This is a genomic window from Rhodococcus sp. BUPNP1 (assembly GCF_002215235.1).
GTDB lineage: Bacteria > Actinomycetota > Actinomycetes > Mycobacteriales > Mycobacteriaceae > Rhodococcus.
Window position 1 is genome coordinate 25,224 of sequence record NZ_NERM01000028.1, and the last position, 16,256, is coordinate 41,479.

General features: G+C 69.7%; 15 protein-coding genes and 2 tRNA genes. 10 read left to right on the forward strand and 7 right to left on the reverse strand.

Annotated features, from left to right (window positions below; all coding sequences use genetic code 11):
- The first annotated feature begins 39 nt into the window (after window positions 1-39).
- Window positions 40-1,110, forward strand: a complete 1,071-nt coding sequence (locus B9C99_RS21560; RefSeq protein WP_026061325.1) for a quinone-dependent dihydroorotate dehydrogenase — start codon at window positions 40-42, stop codon at window positions 1,108-1,110.
- A 57-nt stretch (window positions 1,111-1,167) separates the two neighbouring features.
- Here the strand turns inward: B9C99_RS21560 and B9C99_RS21565 are convergent, their stop codons facing one another.
- Together B9C99_RS21565 and B9C99_RS21570 are read right to left on the reverse strand one after the other, a co-directional pair.
- Entirely contained in the window at window positions 1,168-1,710 is a 543-nt protein-coding gene (locus B9C99_RS21565; RefSeq protein ID WP_016693102.1) for a YbhB/YbcL family Raf kinase inhibitor-like protein, read from the reverse strand.
- A gap of 29 nt (window positions 1,711-1,739) precedes the next feature.
- Window positions 1,740-3,092: a M20/M25/M40 family metallo-hydrolase gene (locus tag B9C99_RS21570; RefSeq protein ID WP_088899296.1), complete on the reverse strand. Its 1,353-nt coding sequence runs from the start codon at window positions 3,090-3,092 to the stop codon at window positions 1,740-1,742.
- A 133-nt stretch (window positions 3,093-3,225) separates the two neighbouring features.
- Here B9C99_RS21570 and B9C99_RS21575 point away from each other — a divergent pair.
- A tRNA-Leu gene (locus B9C99_RS21575) sits at window positions 3,226-3,311 on the forward strand.
- A 283-nt stretch (window positions 3,312-3,594) separates the two neighbouring features.
- Window positions 3,595-3,680, forward strand: a tRNA-Leu gene (locus tag B9C99_RS21580).
- 63 nt (window positions 3,681-3,743) lie between these two features.
- Here the strand turns inward: B9C99_RS21580 and B9C99_RS21585 are convergent.
- Window positions 3,744-3,977 (reverse strand): PLDc N-terminal domain-containing protein, encoded by a 234-nt coding sequence (locus B9C99_RS21585; RefSeq protein WP_033096644.1) that lies wholly within the window; start codon window positions 3,975-3,977, stop codon window positions 3,744-3,746.
- Window positions 3,978-4,063: 86 nt separating this feature from the next.
- Between B9C99_RS21585 and B9C99_RS21590 the strand changes: the two genes are divergently transcribed.
- The 7 genes from B9C99_RS21590 (at window position 4,064) to B9C99_RS21620 (ending at window position 10,319) form a co-directional block, all read left to right on the forward strand.
- The gene (locus tag B9C99_RS21590) at window positions 4,064-5,533 is read left to right on the forward strand and encodes an SDR family oxidoreductase (RefSeq protein ID WP_088899297.1); all 1,470 of its coding nucleotides are present in this window, start codon (window positions 4,064-4,066) and stop codon (window positions 5,531-5,533) included.
- A gap of 109 nt (window positions 5,534-5,642) precedes the next feature.
- Window positions 5,643-6,011 (forward strand): universal stress protein, encoded by a 369-nt coding sequence (locus B9C99_RS21595; RefSeq protein WP_088899298.1) that lies wholly within the window; start codon window positions 5,643-5,645, stop codon window positions 6,009-6,011.
- Between the two features lie 61 nt (window positions 6,012-6,072).
- Window positions 6,073-6,453, forward strand: coding sequence for a DUF2784 domain-containing protein (locus B9C99_RS21600; protein ID WP_088899299.1), 381 nt, complete (start codon window positions 6,073-6,075; stop codon window positions 6,451-6,453).
- A gap of 13 nt (window positions 6,454-6,466) precedes the next feature.
- A complete protein-coding gene (locus B9C99_RS21605; protein ID WP_088899300.1) occupies window positions 6,467-7,702 on the forward strand; it encodes a trans-acting enoyl reductase family protein in 1,236 nt (411 codons plus the stop codon).
- A gap of 294 nt (window positions 7,703-7,996) precedes the next feature.
- Complete coding sequence (locus B9C99_RS21610; protein ID WP_088899301.1) at window positions 7,997-9,034, forward strand: sulfite exporter TauE/SafE family protein; 1,038 nt, start codon at window positions 7,997-7,999, stop codon at window positions 9,032-9,034.
- 19 nt (window positions 9,035-9,053) lie between these two features.
- Window positions 9,054-9,632: a hypothetical protein gene (locus B9C99_RS21615; RefSeq protein WP_016693110.1), complete on the forward strand. Its 579-nt coding sequence runs from the start codon at window positions 9,054-9,056 to the stop codon at window positions 9,630-9,632.
- A 69-nt stretch (window positions 9,633-9,701) separates the two neighbouring features.
- Window positions 9,702-10,319, forward strand: a complete 618-nt coding sequence (locus B9C99_RS21620) for a hypothetical protein (RefSeq protein WP_088899302.1) — start codon at window positions 9,702-9,704, stop codon at window positions 10,317-10,319.
- On the opposite strand, the gene B9C99_RS21625 is transcribed toward B9C99_RS21620, so the two are convergent.
- From B9C99_RS21625 to mutA, 4 genes are read right to left on the reverse strand one after another with little or no spacing between them, the layout of a single operon-like run.
- Window positions 10,259-10,987: a lysoplasmalogenase gene (locus tag B9C99_RS21625; protein WP_088899303.1), complete on the reverse strand. Its 729-nt coding sequence runs from the start codon at window positions 10,985-10,987 to the stop codon at window positions 10,259-10,261. The genes B9C99_RS21620 and B9C99_RS21625 overlap by 61 nt on opposite strands.
- Window positions 10,988-10,991: 4 nt before the next feature.
- Complete coding sequence (gene meaB / locus B9C99_RS21630) at window positions 10,992-12,041, reverse strand: methylmalonyl Co-A mutase-associated GTPase MeaB (RefSeq protein WP_088899304.1); 1,050 nt, start codon at window positions 12,039-12,041, stop codon at window positions 10,992-10,994.
- 7 nt (window positions 12,042-12,048) lie between these two features.
- Complete coding sequence (scpA, locus tag B9C99_RS21635; RefSeq protein ID WP_088899305.1) at window positions 12,049-14,295, reverse strand: methylmalonyl-CoA mutase; 2,247 nt, start codon at window positions 14,293-14,295, stop codon at window positions 12,049-12,051.
- Window positions 14,296-16,161, reverse strand: a complete 1,866-nt coding sequence (gene mutA / locus B9C99_RS21640) for a methylmalonyl-CoA mutase small subunit (RefSeq protein WP_088899306.1) — start codon at window positions 16,159-16,161, stop codon at window positions 14,296-14,298.
- Window positions 16,162-16,256: the final 95 nt, after the last annotated feature.

Sequence of the window (16,256 nt, forward strand, 5' to 3'; positions counted from 1 at the left end):
TCCCGGACCGTCGTGGACCGGGCTTGCAGGGAGTAGTTCGTGTACCGCTATCTTCTTCGGCTCATGTTCCTGTTGCCGCCGGAACGAGCCCACCACCTCGCCTTCCTCGCGATGCGCTGGTCGACTCGCTTCGGGCCGCTGCGCGCCCTGGTGGCGAAAGTGCTCGTCACCGACGACCCCATCCTCCGCAACACCGTCTTCGGCGTGCAGTTCCCCACGCCGGTGGGTCTGGCGGCCGGTTTCGACAAGGACGCGACCGGTGTCGACGTGTGGGGGCCGCTCGGATTCGGGTTCGCCGAGATCGGCACCGTCACCGCCCAGGCGCAGCCGGGCAATCCGCAGCCGCGACTGTTCCGCCTCCCCGAGGACCGGGCGATCGTGAACCGGATGGGCTTCAACAACCACGGTGCCGGGGAGGCCGCCAACCGGCTGCGTCAGCGCCGCCGCACCGTCCCCATCGGCGCGAACATCGGCAAGACGAAGGTCGTGCCGGCCGAGCAGGCCGCCGAGGACTACACCGAGAGCGCGCGACTGCTCGGTCCGCTCGCCGATTTCGTGGTCGTCAACGTCTCCTCCCCCAACACCCCCGGCCTGCGGGATCTGCAGGCCGTCGAGTCGCTGCGCCCGATCCTCGCCGCGGTGCTGGACACCGTCACCGTGCCGGTGCTGGTGAAGATCGCCCCCGACCTGTCCGACGAGGACGTCGACGCCGTGGCCGACCTGGCACTCGAACTCGGGCTCGCCGGCATCGTCGCCACCAACACCACCATCCGCCGCGACGGGTTGAACACCCCGCAGAGCCGTGTCGAGGAGATCGGCGCGGGCGGCCTGTCGGGCGCCCCGGTCGCCGAGCGCTCCCTCGAGGTGCTGCGCCGACTGCGCGTGCGGGTCGGCGATCGACTCACCCTGGTCTCGGTGGGCGGCATCGAAACCCCGGAGCAGGCGTTCGAACGCATTCTCGCCGGCGCGTCGCTGGTCCAGGGCTACACCGGCTTCATCTACGGCGGTCCGTTCTGGGCGCGGCGCATCAACCGCGGCATCGCCCGCAAGCTGCGCGCGCACGGCTACCGCTCCATCGCCGACGCGGTAGGCGCCACGGCACGGGTCTGACCTGCAACGGACGGGGCCCGGGTCGAGTACGACCCGGGCCCCGTCCGTCACGACCTGTCAGCGCACCTCATAGGTGCCGGTCAGCAGACCGCGGGCGATGGCGTGCCCGAAGACGTTGAAGCCGAGGAAGGCCGGGCTCGACTCGGGCGTGACACCCTCGAGCACCTCGACGTCGAGTGCGTGCACCGCGACGATGTAGCGATGGTGGCCGTGTCCAGCCGGCGGAGCGGCACCGATGAACCCGTGGGCTCCGCCGTCGTGGCGCAGCGTGACGGCCTGCTCCGGAAGAGCGTCCGAGTCGGCGCTACCCGCACCCGTCGGCAGTTCTGTGACCGAGGCCGGGATGTTCGCGACGGCCCAGTGCCAGAAACCCGACGCCGTGGGGGCGTCCGGATCGAACACCGTGACGACGAAGCTCTTCGTCTCGGCGGGGAAACCCGACCAGGACAGCTGCGGGGAGACGTCGCCGCCCCCGGGGATTCCGAACGCACCGCTGGCCTGCGGGAGTTTCCATTCCTCGCCCTCGGCGAAGTCCGCGCTGGTCACCTCGAAGGTGGGCAGCTCGGGCAGGAACTTGTACGGGTCGTAATCGAAAGCCATTCCGGTCCTTTCGTGACGTTTCGTGTGTTCTAGGCGTGCATGAGGAAGTGTTCCATGACCCGGGTGCCGAAGCGCAGTGCCTCGACGGGGACACGCTCGTCGACACCGTGGAACAGCGCAGCGAAGTCCAGATCGGGCGGCAACTGCAGCGGCGCGAAACCGAAGCAGCGGATACCGAGCTTGGCGAACGCCTTGGCGTCGGTGCCGGCCGAGAGCATGTACGGCACCGTCCGGCCGATCGGGTCGTGCGCGAGGATCGCCGCGTTCATCGCGTCGACGAGGTCGCCGTCGAAGGTGGTCTCGTACGGCTCGAGACCGGTGATCCACTCCCTGGTGACGTTGGGGCCGATCAGCTCGTCGACGGTGCGTTCGAACTCGGTGAGCCGGCCCGGCAGGATGCGGCAGTCGACGACGGCGTGCGCGGTGCGCGGGATGACGTTTGCCTTGTACCCGGCGTCGAGCATCGTGGGGTTCGCGGTGTCGCGCAGGGTCGCGCCCACGATGCGGGCGATCGACCCGAGCTTGGCCAACGCCCCTTCGAGATCGGGCGAGGCCGGGTCGAAGTCCAGGCCGGTCTCCTCGCTCACGACGGAGAGGAACTCGGCGACGGAATCGTTGACGACCAGCGGGAAGGTGTGTGATCCGAGCCGGGCCACCGCGCGGGAGAGGACGGTGACGGCGTTGTCCTCGTGGAGGAACGAGCCGTGCCCGGCGACACCCGTTGCGGTCAGGCGCATCCAGCGCATGCCCTTCTCGGCCGTCTCGACCATGTACAGGCGACGTTCGGTGCCGTCGGGGCGCGGCACGGTCAGGGAGAATCCGCCGACCTCCCCCACGGCCTCGGTGACGCCCTCGAACAGCTCGGGCCGGTGCTCGACCAGCCACTGCGAACCGAACTTGCCTCCGGCCTCCTCGTCGGCGACGAAGGCGAACACCAGATCGCGCGGGGGCACGATGTTCTCGACCTTGAAGTAGCGGGCGACGGCGATCATCATCCCGACCATGTCCTTCATGTCGACCGCGCCGCGTCCCCACACGTAACCGTTCTCGACGGCCCCGGAGAACGGGTGCACACTCCAGTCCGCGGCTTCGGCCGGCACGACGTCGAGGTGGCCGTGGAGCATGAGGGCACCGCGGCTCGGGTCGGAGCCGGGAAGCCGCGCGAAGACGTTGCCGCGGCCCGGCGCTCCGGATTCGACGTAGGTGGTCTCGTAGCCGACCTCCTCGAGCACGGAGGCCACCCATTCGGCGCACTCGCGTTCGCCGCGGGTGGTGGTGGGTTCGCCGGTGTTGGAGGTGTCGAACCGGATGAGGCGGGAGACGAGGTCGACGACCTCCTCCTCCGCCCGGGACGGCTGGTGGGCGCTCGTGTCATTGGCCATGGCCGTATGTCTACCACCGCCCGTCCACCATCTCGACAGTTCGGATCACCGCAGGTGGAGGTGGCGATTTGGGACCGTGGGCGCGGTGGGTTACTCTTTCACAGCGCCCACGACGAGCGGGCGCGAGCATCAGGTCCGAGTGGCGGAATGGCAGACGCGCTAGCTTGAGGTGCTAGTGTCCTATTAACGGACGTGGGGGTTCAAGTCCCCCCTCGGACACTCTGAGTCGAGACAGACGACGAAGGCCCCGAACATCATGTTCGGGGCCTTCGTCGTTGTCGGGAAACGATCGAACGGGCGACAGTCGCTACCGCTTTCGTCAGCTGCGGCGGCGGTTGCCGTAGCGGATGACGAATCAGCGCGCGGGTCCACGCGAGGTCCGGCCCGTCGAGTACCGCGGGCGCGCCTGAAGTGCCGTTTTGGGGATCGGGCGCCCCATGCGCTACTGTTTCTTCAGCGCCCGCGGGAGCGGGTTCTACCGACATGCCCCGTGTGGGCGTCGGTCCGAGTGGCGGAATGGCAGACGCGCTAGCTTGAGGTGCTAGTGTCCTATTAACGGACGTGGGGGTTCAAGTCCCCCCTCGGACACTCCGAAACCCGAAGGCCCCGAACCGATATCGGTTCGGGGCCTTCGGCTCGTCCGGGGTCCGCTCAGTCCCGGCGACCCTTGCGGAAGTACCGGATCGGACCGAAGAAGTTCACCGCGATGGTCAGCGCCCAGCGCAGCTTGCTGCCGTTGATCTTGTCGGCCGGTCGCCTCGCCAGATCGGCCCAGGCCGCGACGGCGAGCGACAACTGCACCACCGCGAGGAGGACCACCAGCACCTGCTGGGGGCGGCTCAGTTCGGCGAACTTCTTCTTGGACAAGGGGGAGCTCGGGCTCATCGTTCCTCCGGTACCTGCACGGGAATTCGGACACGATCATCCTGCCCGATACGATCGGGCCTACAGCAGCACACGGAAAAAGGCAGATGAACCCCCACAGCGACACCACCGCCGAGCCCGCCACCGACGGCTTCACCCGCATCGACCCCGACGATCTGGCCACCTGCCTGCGGGTGCTCGACCAGGCGGCGGGTCTCGACGCCGAGCATCCCGACGCGATCACCGTGCAGCGGGCCGTGGGGCACATGTTCAAGAAGTTCAAGCGGTTGCGCCGCAACGAGGCCCGCAAGCAACGCGTCGACGCCGACCGTCAGGTGCTGTCCGCGACCGCCACCGCCTCCCCCACCCGCATCGACGACGAGACCGCCGGACTCCCGCTCGCGTCGGCGACGCGCGGTGCGAGCGCGGGAACGCTGCTGCGTCCGCGGCACTGCTACATCTGCAAGGACAAGTACACCCGCGTCGACGCCTTCTATCACCAGTTGTGCCCGACCTGCGCCGAGGAGAACCACGCCAAGCGCGACGCGCGCACCGATCTGCGGGGTCGTCGCGCCCTGCTGACCGGCGGGCGCGCCAAGATCGGCATGTACATCGCGTTGCGGTTGCTGCGCGACGGCGCGCACACCACCGTCACCACCCGGTTCCCCAACGACGCGATCCGCCGCTTCACCGCGATGGAGGACAGCGGCGACTGGCTGCACCGGCTGCGCATCGTCGGCATCGACCTGCGTGACCCCGCCCAGGTGGTCGCCCTCGCCGACGACGTCGCCGCGCAGGGTCCGCTGGACATCCTCATCAACAACGCCGCGCAGACGGTGCGCCGCTCCCCCGGTGCCTACTCAGCGCTGGCCGAGGCGGAGGCCGATCCGCTGCCCGCCGGTCCGCGCCCCGAGGTCCTGACCTTCGGCAAGCCCTCGGACGCCCACCCGGCCGCCCTGGCCGGGTCGCTGCCGGCCGAGTTGTCGGCGCACTCGCTGACCTCGCTGGCACTGGTGGCGGGCTCGGCGACACCCGAGCGGGTCGCGGCCGGCGTCGCCGTCGACGCCGGTGGCTTGTTGCCGGATCTCGTGCACACCAACAGCTGGGTGCAGACCGTCGGCGAGGTCGAGCCGCTGGAACTGCTCGAGGTGCAGCTGTGCAACTCGGTGGCGCCGTTCATCCTCGTCAACCGTCTGCGTCCGGCGCTCGCCGCCTCCCCGGCACGCCGCAAGTACGTCGTGAACGTCTCGGCGATGGAAGGGCAGTTCGCGGGTCGCCGCTACAAGGGCGCCGGGCATCCGCACACCAACATGGCCAAGGCCGCGCTGAACATGCTCACCCGCACCAGCGCCGAGGAGATGCTCACCGACGGCATCCTCATGACCGCCGTCGACACCGGGTGGATCACCGACGAGCGGCCGCACCACACCAAGATGCGGCTGGCCGAGGAAGGCTTCCACGCGCCGCTCGATCTCGTGGACGGCGCTGCCCGCGTCTACGACCCGATCGTCCAGGGCGAGACCGGTACGGACCTGTACGGATGCTTCCTCAAGGACTTCCGCCCGGCACCCTGGTGATCCGGACCCCGAAATTCGGGGAGACCGGTTCCACACCGTCGATCGTGGCCCGGCCTCGGGGCCGCGGCGATAATGGAGGACGTCCCCGCAGGCCCGCACGAGGAGAGTCATGACTGTCGCTGTCGTTCACGCCGATACCCCCGAAGGCCGGATCGCTCTGCAGGCCGCGGTGCGGGAGGCCGCCGATCGGCAGCAGTCGCTGGTGGTGCTCCACCCGCTCGACGAGCCCGACGAGGTGGAGGACGTGCGGGCACAGGTGAGCGAGGTGGCCGGTACCGACGGGTGGGAGTTGCTCTCGGCCGTCCACGACGGCGATCCGGTCGGCACGACCGTCGAACTGCTCGCGCGCAGCGGCGCCGAACGCGTGGTCATCGGCAGCCGCGGACGCACGGCGACCGGCAAGTTCCTCGTCGAGCGGGCGGTGCAGCGGCTGATCACCGAGTCGCCGGTGCCGGTGCTGGTCATCAAGGCCGGCTGAGCCGCCGCCCACCCTCCGGCGACCCCGTCCGTTCCGCAGCCGTTCGTTCTACCCTGGGCACATGGCGTTCCGGGTGGTCGCCGACCTCACGGCCTTCGTGCATCTGCTGTTCGTGCTCTACGTCGCGTTCGGTGGCTTCCTCGCGTGGCGGTGGCCCCGCACGATCGTCGCGCACGTCGCCGCGGTGGTGTGGGGAGCGGCCTCGGTGGCCGTGGGGTTCGACTGCCCGCTGACCGCCGTGGAGAACTGGGCCCGCCGCGAGGCCGGCCAGGAGGGTCTGCCGCCGAGCGGGTTCATCGACCACTACCTCACCGGCGTGATCTACCCGGAGTCCGCGCTCGGTGCGGTCCGCGCCCTCGTCGCGCTCGCCGTGCTGCTCTCGTGGGTGGTGCTGTGGCGCCGGATCCGTGTGACGAAGGTCGCCCCGAAGACTTACTCCTGAGTAGGGTGGGGACATGACTGTCTCCCGGGATCTCGACATCGTCGTCTACGGCGCCACCGGCTTCGTCGGACGCCTCACCGCCGCCTATCTCGCCGAGAACCTCCCCGACGGCGTCGCCGTCGGACTCGCAGGACGTTCACGCACCAAACTCGAGAAGCTCGCCGCCGACCTCGGGACCGACTGGCGGCTGATCGAGGCGAACGCCGACGATCCCGCCTCGCTGACCACGCTCGCCGAGTCCACCCGCGTGGTGATCACGACCGTCGGTCCCTACGCCACGTACGGGCTGCCGCTCGTGCAGGCGTGCTCCGAGGCCGGCACCGACTACGTCGACCTCACCGGCGAGGTGCTCTTCCACCGCGAGAGCATCGACCGCTTCGACGACGTGGCCCGCCGCACCGGCGCCCGCATCGTCCACTCGTGCGGTTTCGACTCCGTCCCGTCCGACCTCGGCGTCCACGCGCTCTACCGCGCCGCGGAGGCCGACGGCAACCTGCCGCTCACCGACACGACCTTCGTGCTCGGTTCCTTCCGCGGCGGCGTGAGCGGCGGAACCATCGATTCGCTCCGGCAACAGCTCGACGCGATCCGCAAGGATGCCGCCGCCCGGAAGATCGCCGCGCGCCCGTACTCGCTGTCCCCCGATCCTGCTCGGGAACCCGATCTCGGTCGGCAGAACGACTTCGCGTTCTTCGACGGCAAGTCCGTCGCCCCGGAGGTCTCGGGCCGGCTGGCCCCGTTCGTGATGGCCTCGTACAACACCCGCATCGTGCGACGCAGCAACGCGCTGCGCGACTGGGCCTACGGACGCCGCTTCCGCTACCGGGAGGTGATGAGCGTCGGGTCCTCGCCGCTGTCCCCCGTCCTCGCCGGGCTCGTCGGACTCGGCACGGGCGCCCTCGCCGCCGGCCTGTCGTTCCCGCCCACACGGTTCGTCCTCGACAAGCTCCTGCCCGCGCCCGGTGAGGGACCGTCGGAGAAGACCCGCGAGAACGGTTACTTCACGGTGGATCTGTACGCCTCGACCGAGTCGGGTGCCCGCTACACCGCGCGGTTCTCCGCGCAGGGCGACCCGGGTTACAAGGCCACGGCCGTGATGCTCGGCGAGTCCGCCCTCTCGCTCGCGCTCGGCGGCGCGGCCCTGCACGCCGGTGGCGGCGTCCTCACCCCCGCCGTGGCCTTCGGGGACGTGCTCAGCGAACGGCTCCGCGCGGCCGGTTTCGAGATCTCCGCACGCCGCCTCGGCTGACCTCGCGTCCGGCGCGCCCGATCGGGCGCGCATAGCCCGCCGAGTGTGGCTCCGTCGCCTCGACGGGCTATGCTCGACCGGACCGAACGATCCGCGCGCGGAACGAGACCTGAGGACGTGACCATGGCTGCGACGAGTACCGAGATGGCTCCGGCCGCTCGTCTCGCGCTCATGCCGTTCTGGCCGACCCGTCGCGGCGCCTGCTTCGATTGTCTGTGTTGCACCCGGGAGTGTTGCTGAGCGCTTCGCCGCTCGTCCAACTTTTCGGGTTCTTCCAGCTTTCGGAGCCAACGCATGTTCAATCTGCTCATCTTCACGCTCGTCGGTGTCGGCGCACAGCTCGTCGACGGCGCACTCGGCATGGCCTTCGGTGTCACCGCGACCACCCTGCTGCTGTTCAGCGGTGTCGGTCCGGCGCACGCGAGCGCCGCCGTGCACCTCGCCGAGGTGGGGACCACCCTCGTCTCCGGTGCCTCGCACTGGCGGTTCCGCAACATCGACTGGAAGGTCGTGCTGCGGCTCGGTGTGCCCGGCGCCATCGGTGCCTTCCTCGGTGCGACCGTGCTGTCGGGACTGTCGACCGAGGCCGCAGAACCGGTGACCGCCGGAATCCTGCTGGCCATCGGCGTGTACGTCGCGTTGCGCTTCTCGGTACGTCCCCCTGCGGTCGCCCATGCCCGCACCTCCCCGCACACCGCGAAATTCCTGTCGCCGCTGGGCTTCTTCGGCGGCTTCATCGACGCGAGCGGCGGTGGCGGATGGGGACCGATCACCACCAGCACCCTGCTCTCCCGCGGCAAGACGGCACCGCGCACCGTGATCGGCTCGGTGAGCGCGTCGGAGTTCCTCGTCGCGGTCGCGGCGAGCGTCGGCTTCCTGTTCGGGCTCGGGCACGACTCGCTCGGCAATCTGGTGATCGTCGCCGGTCTCGCCCTCGGTGGTGCCCTCGCGGCGCCGGTCGCGGCGTGGCTGGTCAGCCGCGTCCCCGCGACGCTGCTCGGTACCGGTGTCGGCGGTGTCATCGTGCTGACCAACGCGCACAAGCTCGCCAAGACTGCCGACCTCTCCGGCGCGGCGCTGGCGGTGCTCTACCTCGCCATCGTCGCTGCCTGGCTCACGCTGCTGATCGTGTCCTGGAAGCGTTCGCGCCTCACCGCCGCGGAGAAGAGCGGTTCGCTCGAACCGCTGGCGCAGCCGACGCCGGTGGCACTGCTCGAAGGCGCCGACGCGACGCCCCTCGCCGGGGCCCGTCCGGAGCCTCGGGAGGTGCCCGGACACAACGAGACTCGCCTGAATTCCACCCCGTCACCACGCTCCCCCGACGGCGCTTGATAATCGCTATTATGCCCGCGTGCGACAAAAGCGAATACATACTGGTGCCTTCGTCTTCCTCACCGCCGGCGCCGCTCTGACGGCCTGTTCCTCGGACGATTCCACGGTCGGCATCCGCAACGCAGCCGACATCAATTCCCCGACGTCCACCTCCGCCGAATCGCCGTATCTGGTGAAGATCGCACAGAGCTTCCCCAGCTGCGAGGCCATCGGCGCGACCCTCGAGCGCTACATCGACGGGCTGACGCCCGCTCCCGGCGGCATCGTGAGCACCCAGCGCGTGAACTGCGTGTGGGAGGCCGGAGCCGGCGAGCCGCCCTCCGGACTCCGTTCCGTCGAGGTCGTCGTCGAACCCGAGACCGTCACACCCGCCACCGCGGCGAAGACCGGCCTGGTGGTGCTTCCCGATCCCGCCATCGAAGCGGCCGGCGGATTCGCGCACAGCATGCCGATCAACATGGCCGGCACCGCCTTCACCGCGACCGGCGTCGAACTCCCCCAGGCCTCCGTGTCGATCACCGTCGGCGGCCGCGATGCCGCGATGGTCCTCGATCCGGCGGGCGGCGTGGCGGTCGCCAAGCAGCTTCTCGGGCTGTAACGCACGGTGTCGCGGCCCTCGACCGCCCGGGCGGAACCAAGATCACATACAACTCGTACGGACGCTACGATGCGCCGTGTGAATCTGACCCGATACGCGGTCGCATCCGCGACCCTCGCCGGCGCTCTGCTCCTCGGAGCGTGTTCCTCCGGCGACGACGCCTCCTCCGACACCGCCTCGGACGCCGACTCCGCAGCCGTCGACACCACCTTCGACGCCGACACCGTCGGCGAACCGACCGGCCTCGGCAGCGACATCCTCGCCCGCTTCGAATCGTGCGACGATGTCGCGCCCGCCGTCGCCCCCTACATCGAAGGCCTGAGCCTGCGTTCGTCGAGCGGCGTGGACGAGTACAGCGTCTACTGCGCGTGGGAGACCCCGGACACCGCGACGAACCTCGACGAGATCCGGTCGGTGGAGATCGTCCTGGCACCCGGATCCGGAAACGTCCCGTCGGCGAGCGACCTCGAAACCGGCGGTCTCGAATTGCTTCCCGACCCCGACATCGAGGCCGCCGGCGGCGTCGCCTACACCATGGGAGAGGCCGTCTCGGTCGCCGCCGTCTCGGTCACCCAGATCCAGCTGCCCGACGTGGAGGTGTCCATCACCGGCGGGCAGTGGGGCGACTACCCGTCGCTCGACGCCCCGACATCGGTGACCGTCGCCAAGGAACTGCTCGACCTGTAGGCCCGTCCGCGCCGATCGTGCGCGGTGAGCACACCGCGCACGATCAGGGCCTGGGCCGCGATGTAGGTGGCCATGATCCACAACCCCACGGCAGGCAGATCCGCGTCGACGAAGGCACGCGCGGCGATGAGCGCATCGGAGACGACGAAGAGCATCGCGCCGACCGCCGCCGTCCGGTTCAGACCGGTGGCGAGCACCGCCATCGCCGCCAGACACGACGCGTAGACCGCCATCGGGACCACGAGAATCCCTGCCGCCGAAGCGCACACGGCGACCATGGCGATCACCGCGAGGGCGTAGAGACCGACCACCCACGGGCGGGTCCGCACCACGCTCGACCGCCGGTACGGCCGGAACGCGACGATGTAGGTGAGCTGGGCACACAGGAAGAAGCCCACCAGCACCAGGAACGAGGCATCCCCCTCGACGAGATCGGGCGCGGTGTCCCCCAGCCACGAGAACCCCAGCGCCACAAGCGTGCCCACGACCAGCCGGTCGCGCGGTGCGGACGTGACGAGGACGAGTCCGAGCGCGAGCAGCGGCATGAGGAACCACTGCGAGACGTCGGTGAACGCCGAATCCGGCGCGAGAACCTGGAAGACGAGATGAGCCGCCGCGACGATCGCGAACGCACCGAGAACGGTGGCGGCGATCGTGCGGCGGCTCATGGGATCAGGAGTCCTCGCCGGACGTTCCGGGGTCGTTCACCCCGTCGAAGGCGTCGAGCAGGCGTTGCGCGGCGAGCGCGGCGGTCAGCGAACCGTCGCGCACCCCGGCCTCGACATCCTTGCGGATCGCCCGCACGCGCGGGGAGGTCTCGAGACGACGCAACAGCTGGTCGTGCACCATCGTCCACGTCCAGTCCACCTGCTGACGGCGCCGGTTCTCCTCGAACATGCCCGCCTCGGTGAGCACCTTCTTGTGCTCGAGCACGGTGTCCCAGAAGGTGTCCAGACCGTTGCCGGTCATGCCGCTCATGGTGATCACCGGCGGCTTCCAGATCGCGTCGTGCGGATGCACCATGCGCATCGCGCCGGCGAGTTCGCGGGCGGCGACCCGCGCGTCGCGTTCGAACTCCCCGTCGGCCTTGTTGACGGCCACCAGGTCGGCGAGTTCGAGCACGCCCTTCTTGATGCCCTGCAACTGGTCGCCGGTGCGGGCCAGGGTCAGGAAGCAGAAGGTGTCGACCATGTTCGCCACGGTCACCTCGGACTGCCCGACACCGACGGTCTCGACGAGGATCACGTCGAAACCGGCGGCCTCGAGCAGCACCATCGTCTCGCGGGTGGCCTTCGCGACCCCACCGAGCGTGCCGGCCGAGGGCGACGGGCGGATGTAGGCGTCCCGCTGCACCGCGAGACGCGCCATCCGCGTCTTGTCGCCGAGGATCGAACCACCCGTGCGGGTCGACGACGGGTCGACGGCCAGCACCGCGACCCGATGCCCCTGCTCGAGCAGATACATGCCGAGCGCATCGATGAAGGTCGATTTGCCGACACCGGGCACACCCGTGATACCGACACGAATCGCGTTGCCCGCCTTCGGGAGCAGGCGCAGCAGCAACTGCTGCGCCCGCTCCCGATGGTCGTCGCGGGTCGACTCGATCAGCGTGATCGCCCGCGCGAGGCCGGCCCGCTCGTTGGCGAGCACGGCCTCGGCGAGGGCGTCGACGTCGATCTGCCGTCGGCGGGTCTGCGCGGCGCCGGCCGAGGTGTCGCTCATGCCGACGTCAGCCTCCGAGGTGGTGGCCGAGCTGCGCGGCGAGCTTGGTCAGCAGACCGGTCGCCGCATCCGCGATCACGGTGCCGGGCGGGAAGATCGCCGCCGCACCCGCCGCGTAGAGCTCGTCGAAGTCACCCGGCGGGATGACACCACCGACGACGATCATGATGTCCTCGCGGCCCACCTCGGCCAGTGCCTGCTTGAGGGCAGGGACCAACGTCAGGTGACCCGCGGCCAACGACGACACGCCGATGACGTGCACGTCGTTGTCGGCCGCCTGCTGGGCGACCTCTTCGGGGGTCTGGAACAGCGGTCCCACGTCGACGTCGAATCCGAGGTCGGCGAAGGCCGTGGCGATCACCTTCTGGCCTCGGTCGTGACCGTCCTGGCCCATCTTCGCGACGAGGATGCGGGGGCGACGGCCCTCCTCCTCGGCGAACTTCTCGACCAGCTCGGTCGCGGCGGTGATGTTGGTGGCCTTGCCGGCCTCGTCGCGGTACACGCCGCTGATCGTACGGATCTCCGCCTGGTGACGGCCGTAGACCTTCTCCAGGGCGTCCGAGATCTCACCGACGGTGGCCTTCGCGCGGGCCGCGTCGATGGCCAGCGCGAGCAGGTTGTTGTCGAGACCCTGGCTCTGCGCACCGGCGGCGCGGGTGAGCGCGTCGAGGGCGGCGCGAGTGGCCTCCTCGTCGCGGTCGGCGCGCAGCTGTTCGAGCTTGGCCAGCTGCTCGGCCCGCACACGCGAGTTCTCGACCTTGAGGACCTCGATCTCGTGGTCCTCGGTCACCTGGTACTTGTTGACACCGATGACCGGCTGGCGACCCGAGTCGATGCGCGCCTGGGTGCGGGCGGCCGCCTCCTCGATGCGCAGCTTCGGGATGCCCTCCGAGATCGCCTGTGCCATACCGCCGGCCGCCTCGACCTCGGCGATGTGGGCGCGGGCCTTGTTGGCGAGCTCGTGGGTGAGCCACTCGACGTAGTGCGAGCCGCCCCACGGGTCGATGGGCCGCGTGGTGCCCGACTCCTGCTGCAGCAGCAGCTGGGTGTTGCGGGCGATGCGCGCCGAGAAGTCGGTGGGCAGCGCCAGCGCCTCGTCGAGCGCGTTGGTGTGCAGCGACTGGGTGTGGCCCTGGGTCGCGGCCATCGCCTCGACGCAGGTGCGGGCGACGTTGTTGAAGACGTCCTGCGCGGTGAGCGACCAGCCGGAGGTCTGCGAGTGGGTACGCAGCGACTTCGACTTCGGGTTCTTCGCCCCGAACTTCTCGACGAGCTCGCTCCACAGCAGGCGACCTGCGCGCAGCTTCGCGACCTCCATGAAGAAGTTCATGCCGATCGCCCAGAAGAACGACAGGCGCGGCGCGAACTTGTCGACGTCCATGCCCGCGTCGAGTCCGGCGCGGATGTACTCCATGCCATCCGCGAGGGTGTAGGCGAGCTCGAGGTCGGCCGTCGCGCCGGCTTCCTGGATGTGGTAGCCGGAGATCGAGATCGAGTTGAAGCGCGGCATCTTCGCCGAGGTGTAGGCGAAGATGTCGGAGATGATCCGCATCGACGGCTTCGGCGGATAGATGTAGGTGTTGCGGACCATGAACTCCTTCAGAATGTCGTTCTGAATGGTTCCGGCCAGCTGCTCGGGCTTGACGCCCTGTTCCTCCGCCGCCACGACGTACAGCGCCAGGATCGGCAGCACCGCGCCGTTCATGGTCATCGACACCGACACCTGCGACAGATCGATGCCGTCGAACAGCTGACGCATGTCGAGGATCGAGTCGATCGCGACACCGGCCATACCGACGTCACCCTGCACGCGCGGGTGATCGGAGTCGTAGCCGCGGTGCGTGGCCAGGTCGAAGGCCACCGACAGACCCTTCTGACCGGCGGCGAGGTTGCGCCGGTAGAAGGCGTTGGACTCGGCGGCGGTGGAGAAGCCGGCGTACTGGCGGATGGTCCACGGCTGGTTCACGTACATCGTCGGGTACGGCCCGCGCACGAACGGGGCGATACCCGGGTAGCTGCCGAGCGGATAGCCCTCGGCGACGACGGCGTCGCGGTCGGCCTTGGTGTAGACCGGCTTGACGTCGATGCCCTCGGGCGTCGACCACACGACGTCCTCGGTGCTGTAGTTGTTCGCCTCGGCGACGGACTCGACGAGCGCGGCGGCCTGCTCCGCGGTGGGAACAGTGGGCGCCGGCGCTGCCGGGTCCGTCAACGGGACGTCGGCGAAGCTGCCGATTTCGTGTTCGATGCTCACTTACGCTCCCAGAGTGTTCAGCAGGTCGGTGAGGGCGGCGACGGCGTCGATGCGCGCGGTGAGGAAGCCGTCCGGACGATCGTCGCCCTGTGCGTCCTTCACGGCCTTCTCGGGTCCGGCCAGCAGCACCGTCGTGATCCCCGCCGCACGCAGCGCAGCGGTGGCCGTACCGGCCTGCTCGCCGTAGCGGGTGTCGGTGCCGCACAGCACGGCGACGGACGTTCCGGTATCGCCCACCAGGGACGACAGGTCGGCGTCGAGATCGAGCGGTCCGGGATTGACCGCTTCGATGCCACCGGCGGCGAGCAGGTTCGCCGCGAAGGTCGCACGCATGTTGTGCTCGGCGATCGGTCCGAGCGGGGCGAGCAGCACCCGCGGACGGGCACCGTGCGAGGCCAGGTAGGTGTCGGAGCGGTCGCGCAGCGCCTCGAACGGAGCGGCGTACCGCGCGGCGGACGCGCCGGCCTCGGCGACACCGACCGGCAGCGGCTTCTCGGCCAGGTTCGGGAACTCGTTGACACCGGTCACCGAGAACTTGCGGTGCGCGATGTCGGACTCGCGGCGGGCACGCGTCTGCGCGACACGCTCGGCGATCAGCCCCGACTCGAGAGCGGCGCGGTAGCCACCGGCCGCCTCGATCTCCTGGAAGAAGCCCCACGCCTTCTCCGCGATCTGCGCGGTCAGTTCCTCGACGTACCAGGAACCGGCGGCGGGATCGAGGACACGACCGAGGTTGGACTCCTCGAGCAGCAACAGCTGGGTGTTGCGGGCGATCCGGGCGGAGAACGCCTCGGACACCTCGAGCACACCGGCCGGCAGCGCGGAGTCGAACGGCAGGACCGTGACGGCGTCGGCGCCACCGACACCCGCGCCGAAGGCGGCGAGGGTCGTGCGCAGCATGTTCACCCACGGATCGCGCTGGGCCATCATCGCCGCCGAGGTCACGGCGTGCTGCGGAGCGTTGCCGGCCTCGGGGGCACCGGCGACCTGGGCGACGCGCGCCCACACCTGACGACCCGCGCGGAACTTGGCGATGGTCTGGAACTGGTCGTCGGTCGCGGCGAGACGGAACTCGAGTTGGCCGAGCGCGGCCGCGACGGGAACCCCGGCGTCGACGAGTGCTCGCACGTAGTCGAGGCCGGCAGCGATCGCGGCGCCGAGTTCCTCGGCGTCGGACGAACCGGCGTTGTGGAAGGCGGTGCCGTCCACGGTGAGGGCACGCACCGCTTCGGTGCGGTCAGCGGCGGCCCGGGCCAGCTCGACGGCCTCGGCGAGAGACACGTCGGGACGCTCGGAGAACGCGCTGGTGAGCGGCGCTGCACCGAGGAAGATGCGCACGGCGGTGCGGTCCTCGATGTCGGTGCGATTGTCGAGCACGGCGTACACGGCGGTGGTCGCTGCAACCGCGTCGGCACCGGCGTCGAGACGGACCGGCGCGAGGTCGAGGAGCACACCGCTCAGCGCGGTGTCGAGCGCGTCCACAGGGACCGCGCCGGCGCCGAGACCGAGCCACACCGAGCTGACGCCGTTGTTCAGGGCGTCGAGGATGCGCTCGTTGACCGAGGCCGCATCGGTGTCGGTGAACCGGACGTCGACGAGCCAGCCGGTGTTGACGTCGCGCGTGGACGAGCCGCCGCGGACGAACGGGAACTCACCGGGCAGCGGCGCTTCGTCGCGCTCGTCGCGGACGCCGTACAGCGGCGCGACGGTGACGTCGTCGTAGGTCGTGGTCTCGAGCAGACGCTGCGGCTCGGGTCCGAGTTCGGCCGGGTCGACGCGTCGGGACTTGGCCAGCACCCCCGCCACCGCGTCCTGCCACTGCGCGTATGCGCGCGCGGCATCCTCGGCTTCTGCAGCTAATGACACGGGCGATTCCTCCTACTGCGGGTTTGCAGGCTTTGTACGGACGGCGTTGTCGGCCGGAGGTGGACAACCTCGAAAAGGGTAAGTTGCCTTCGGTG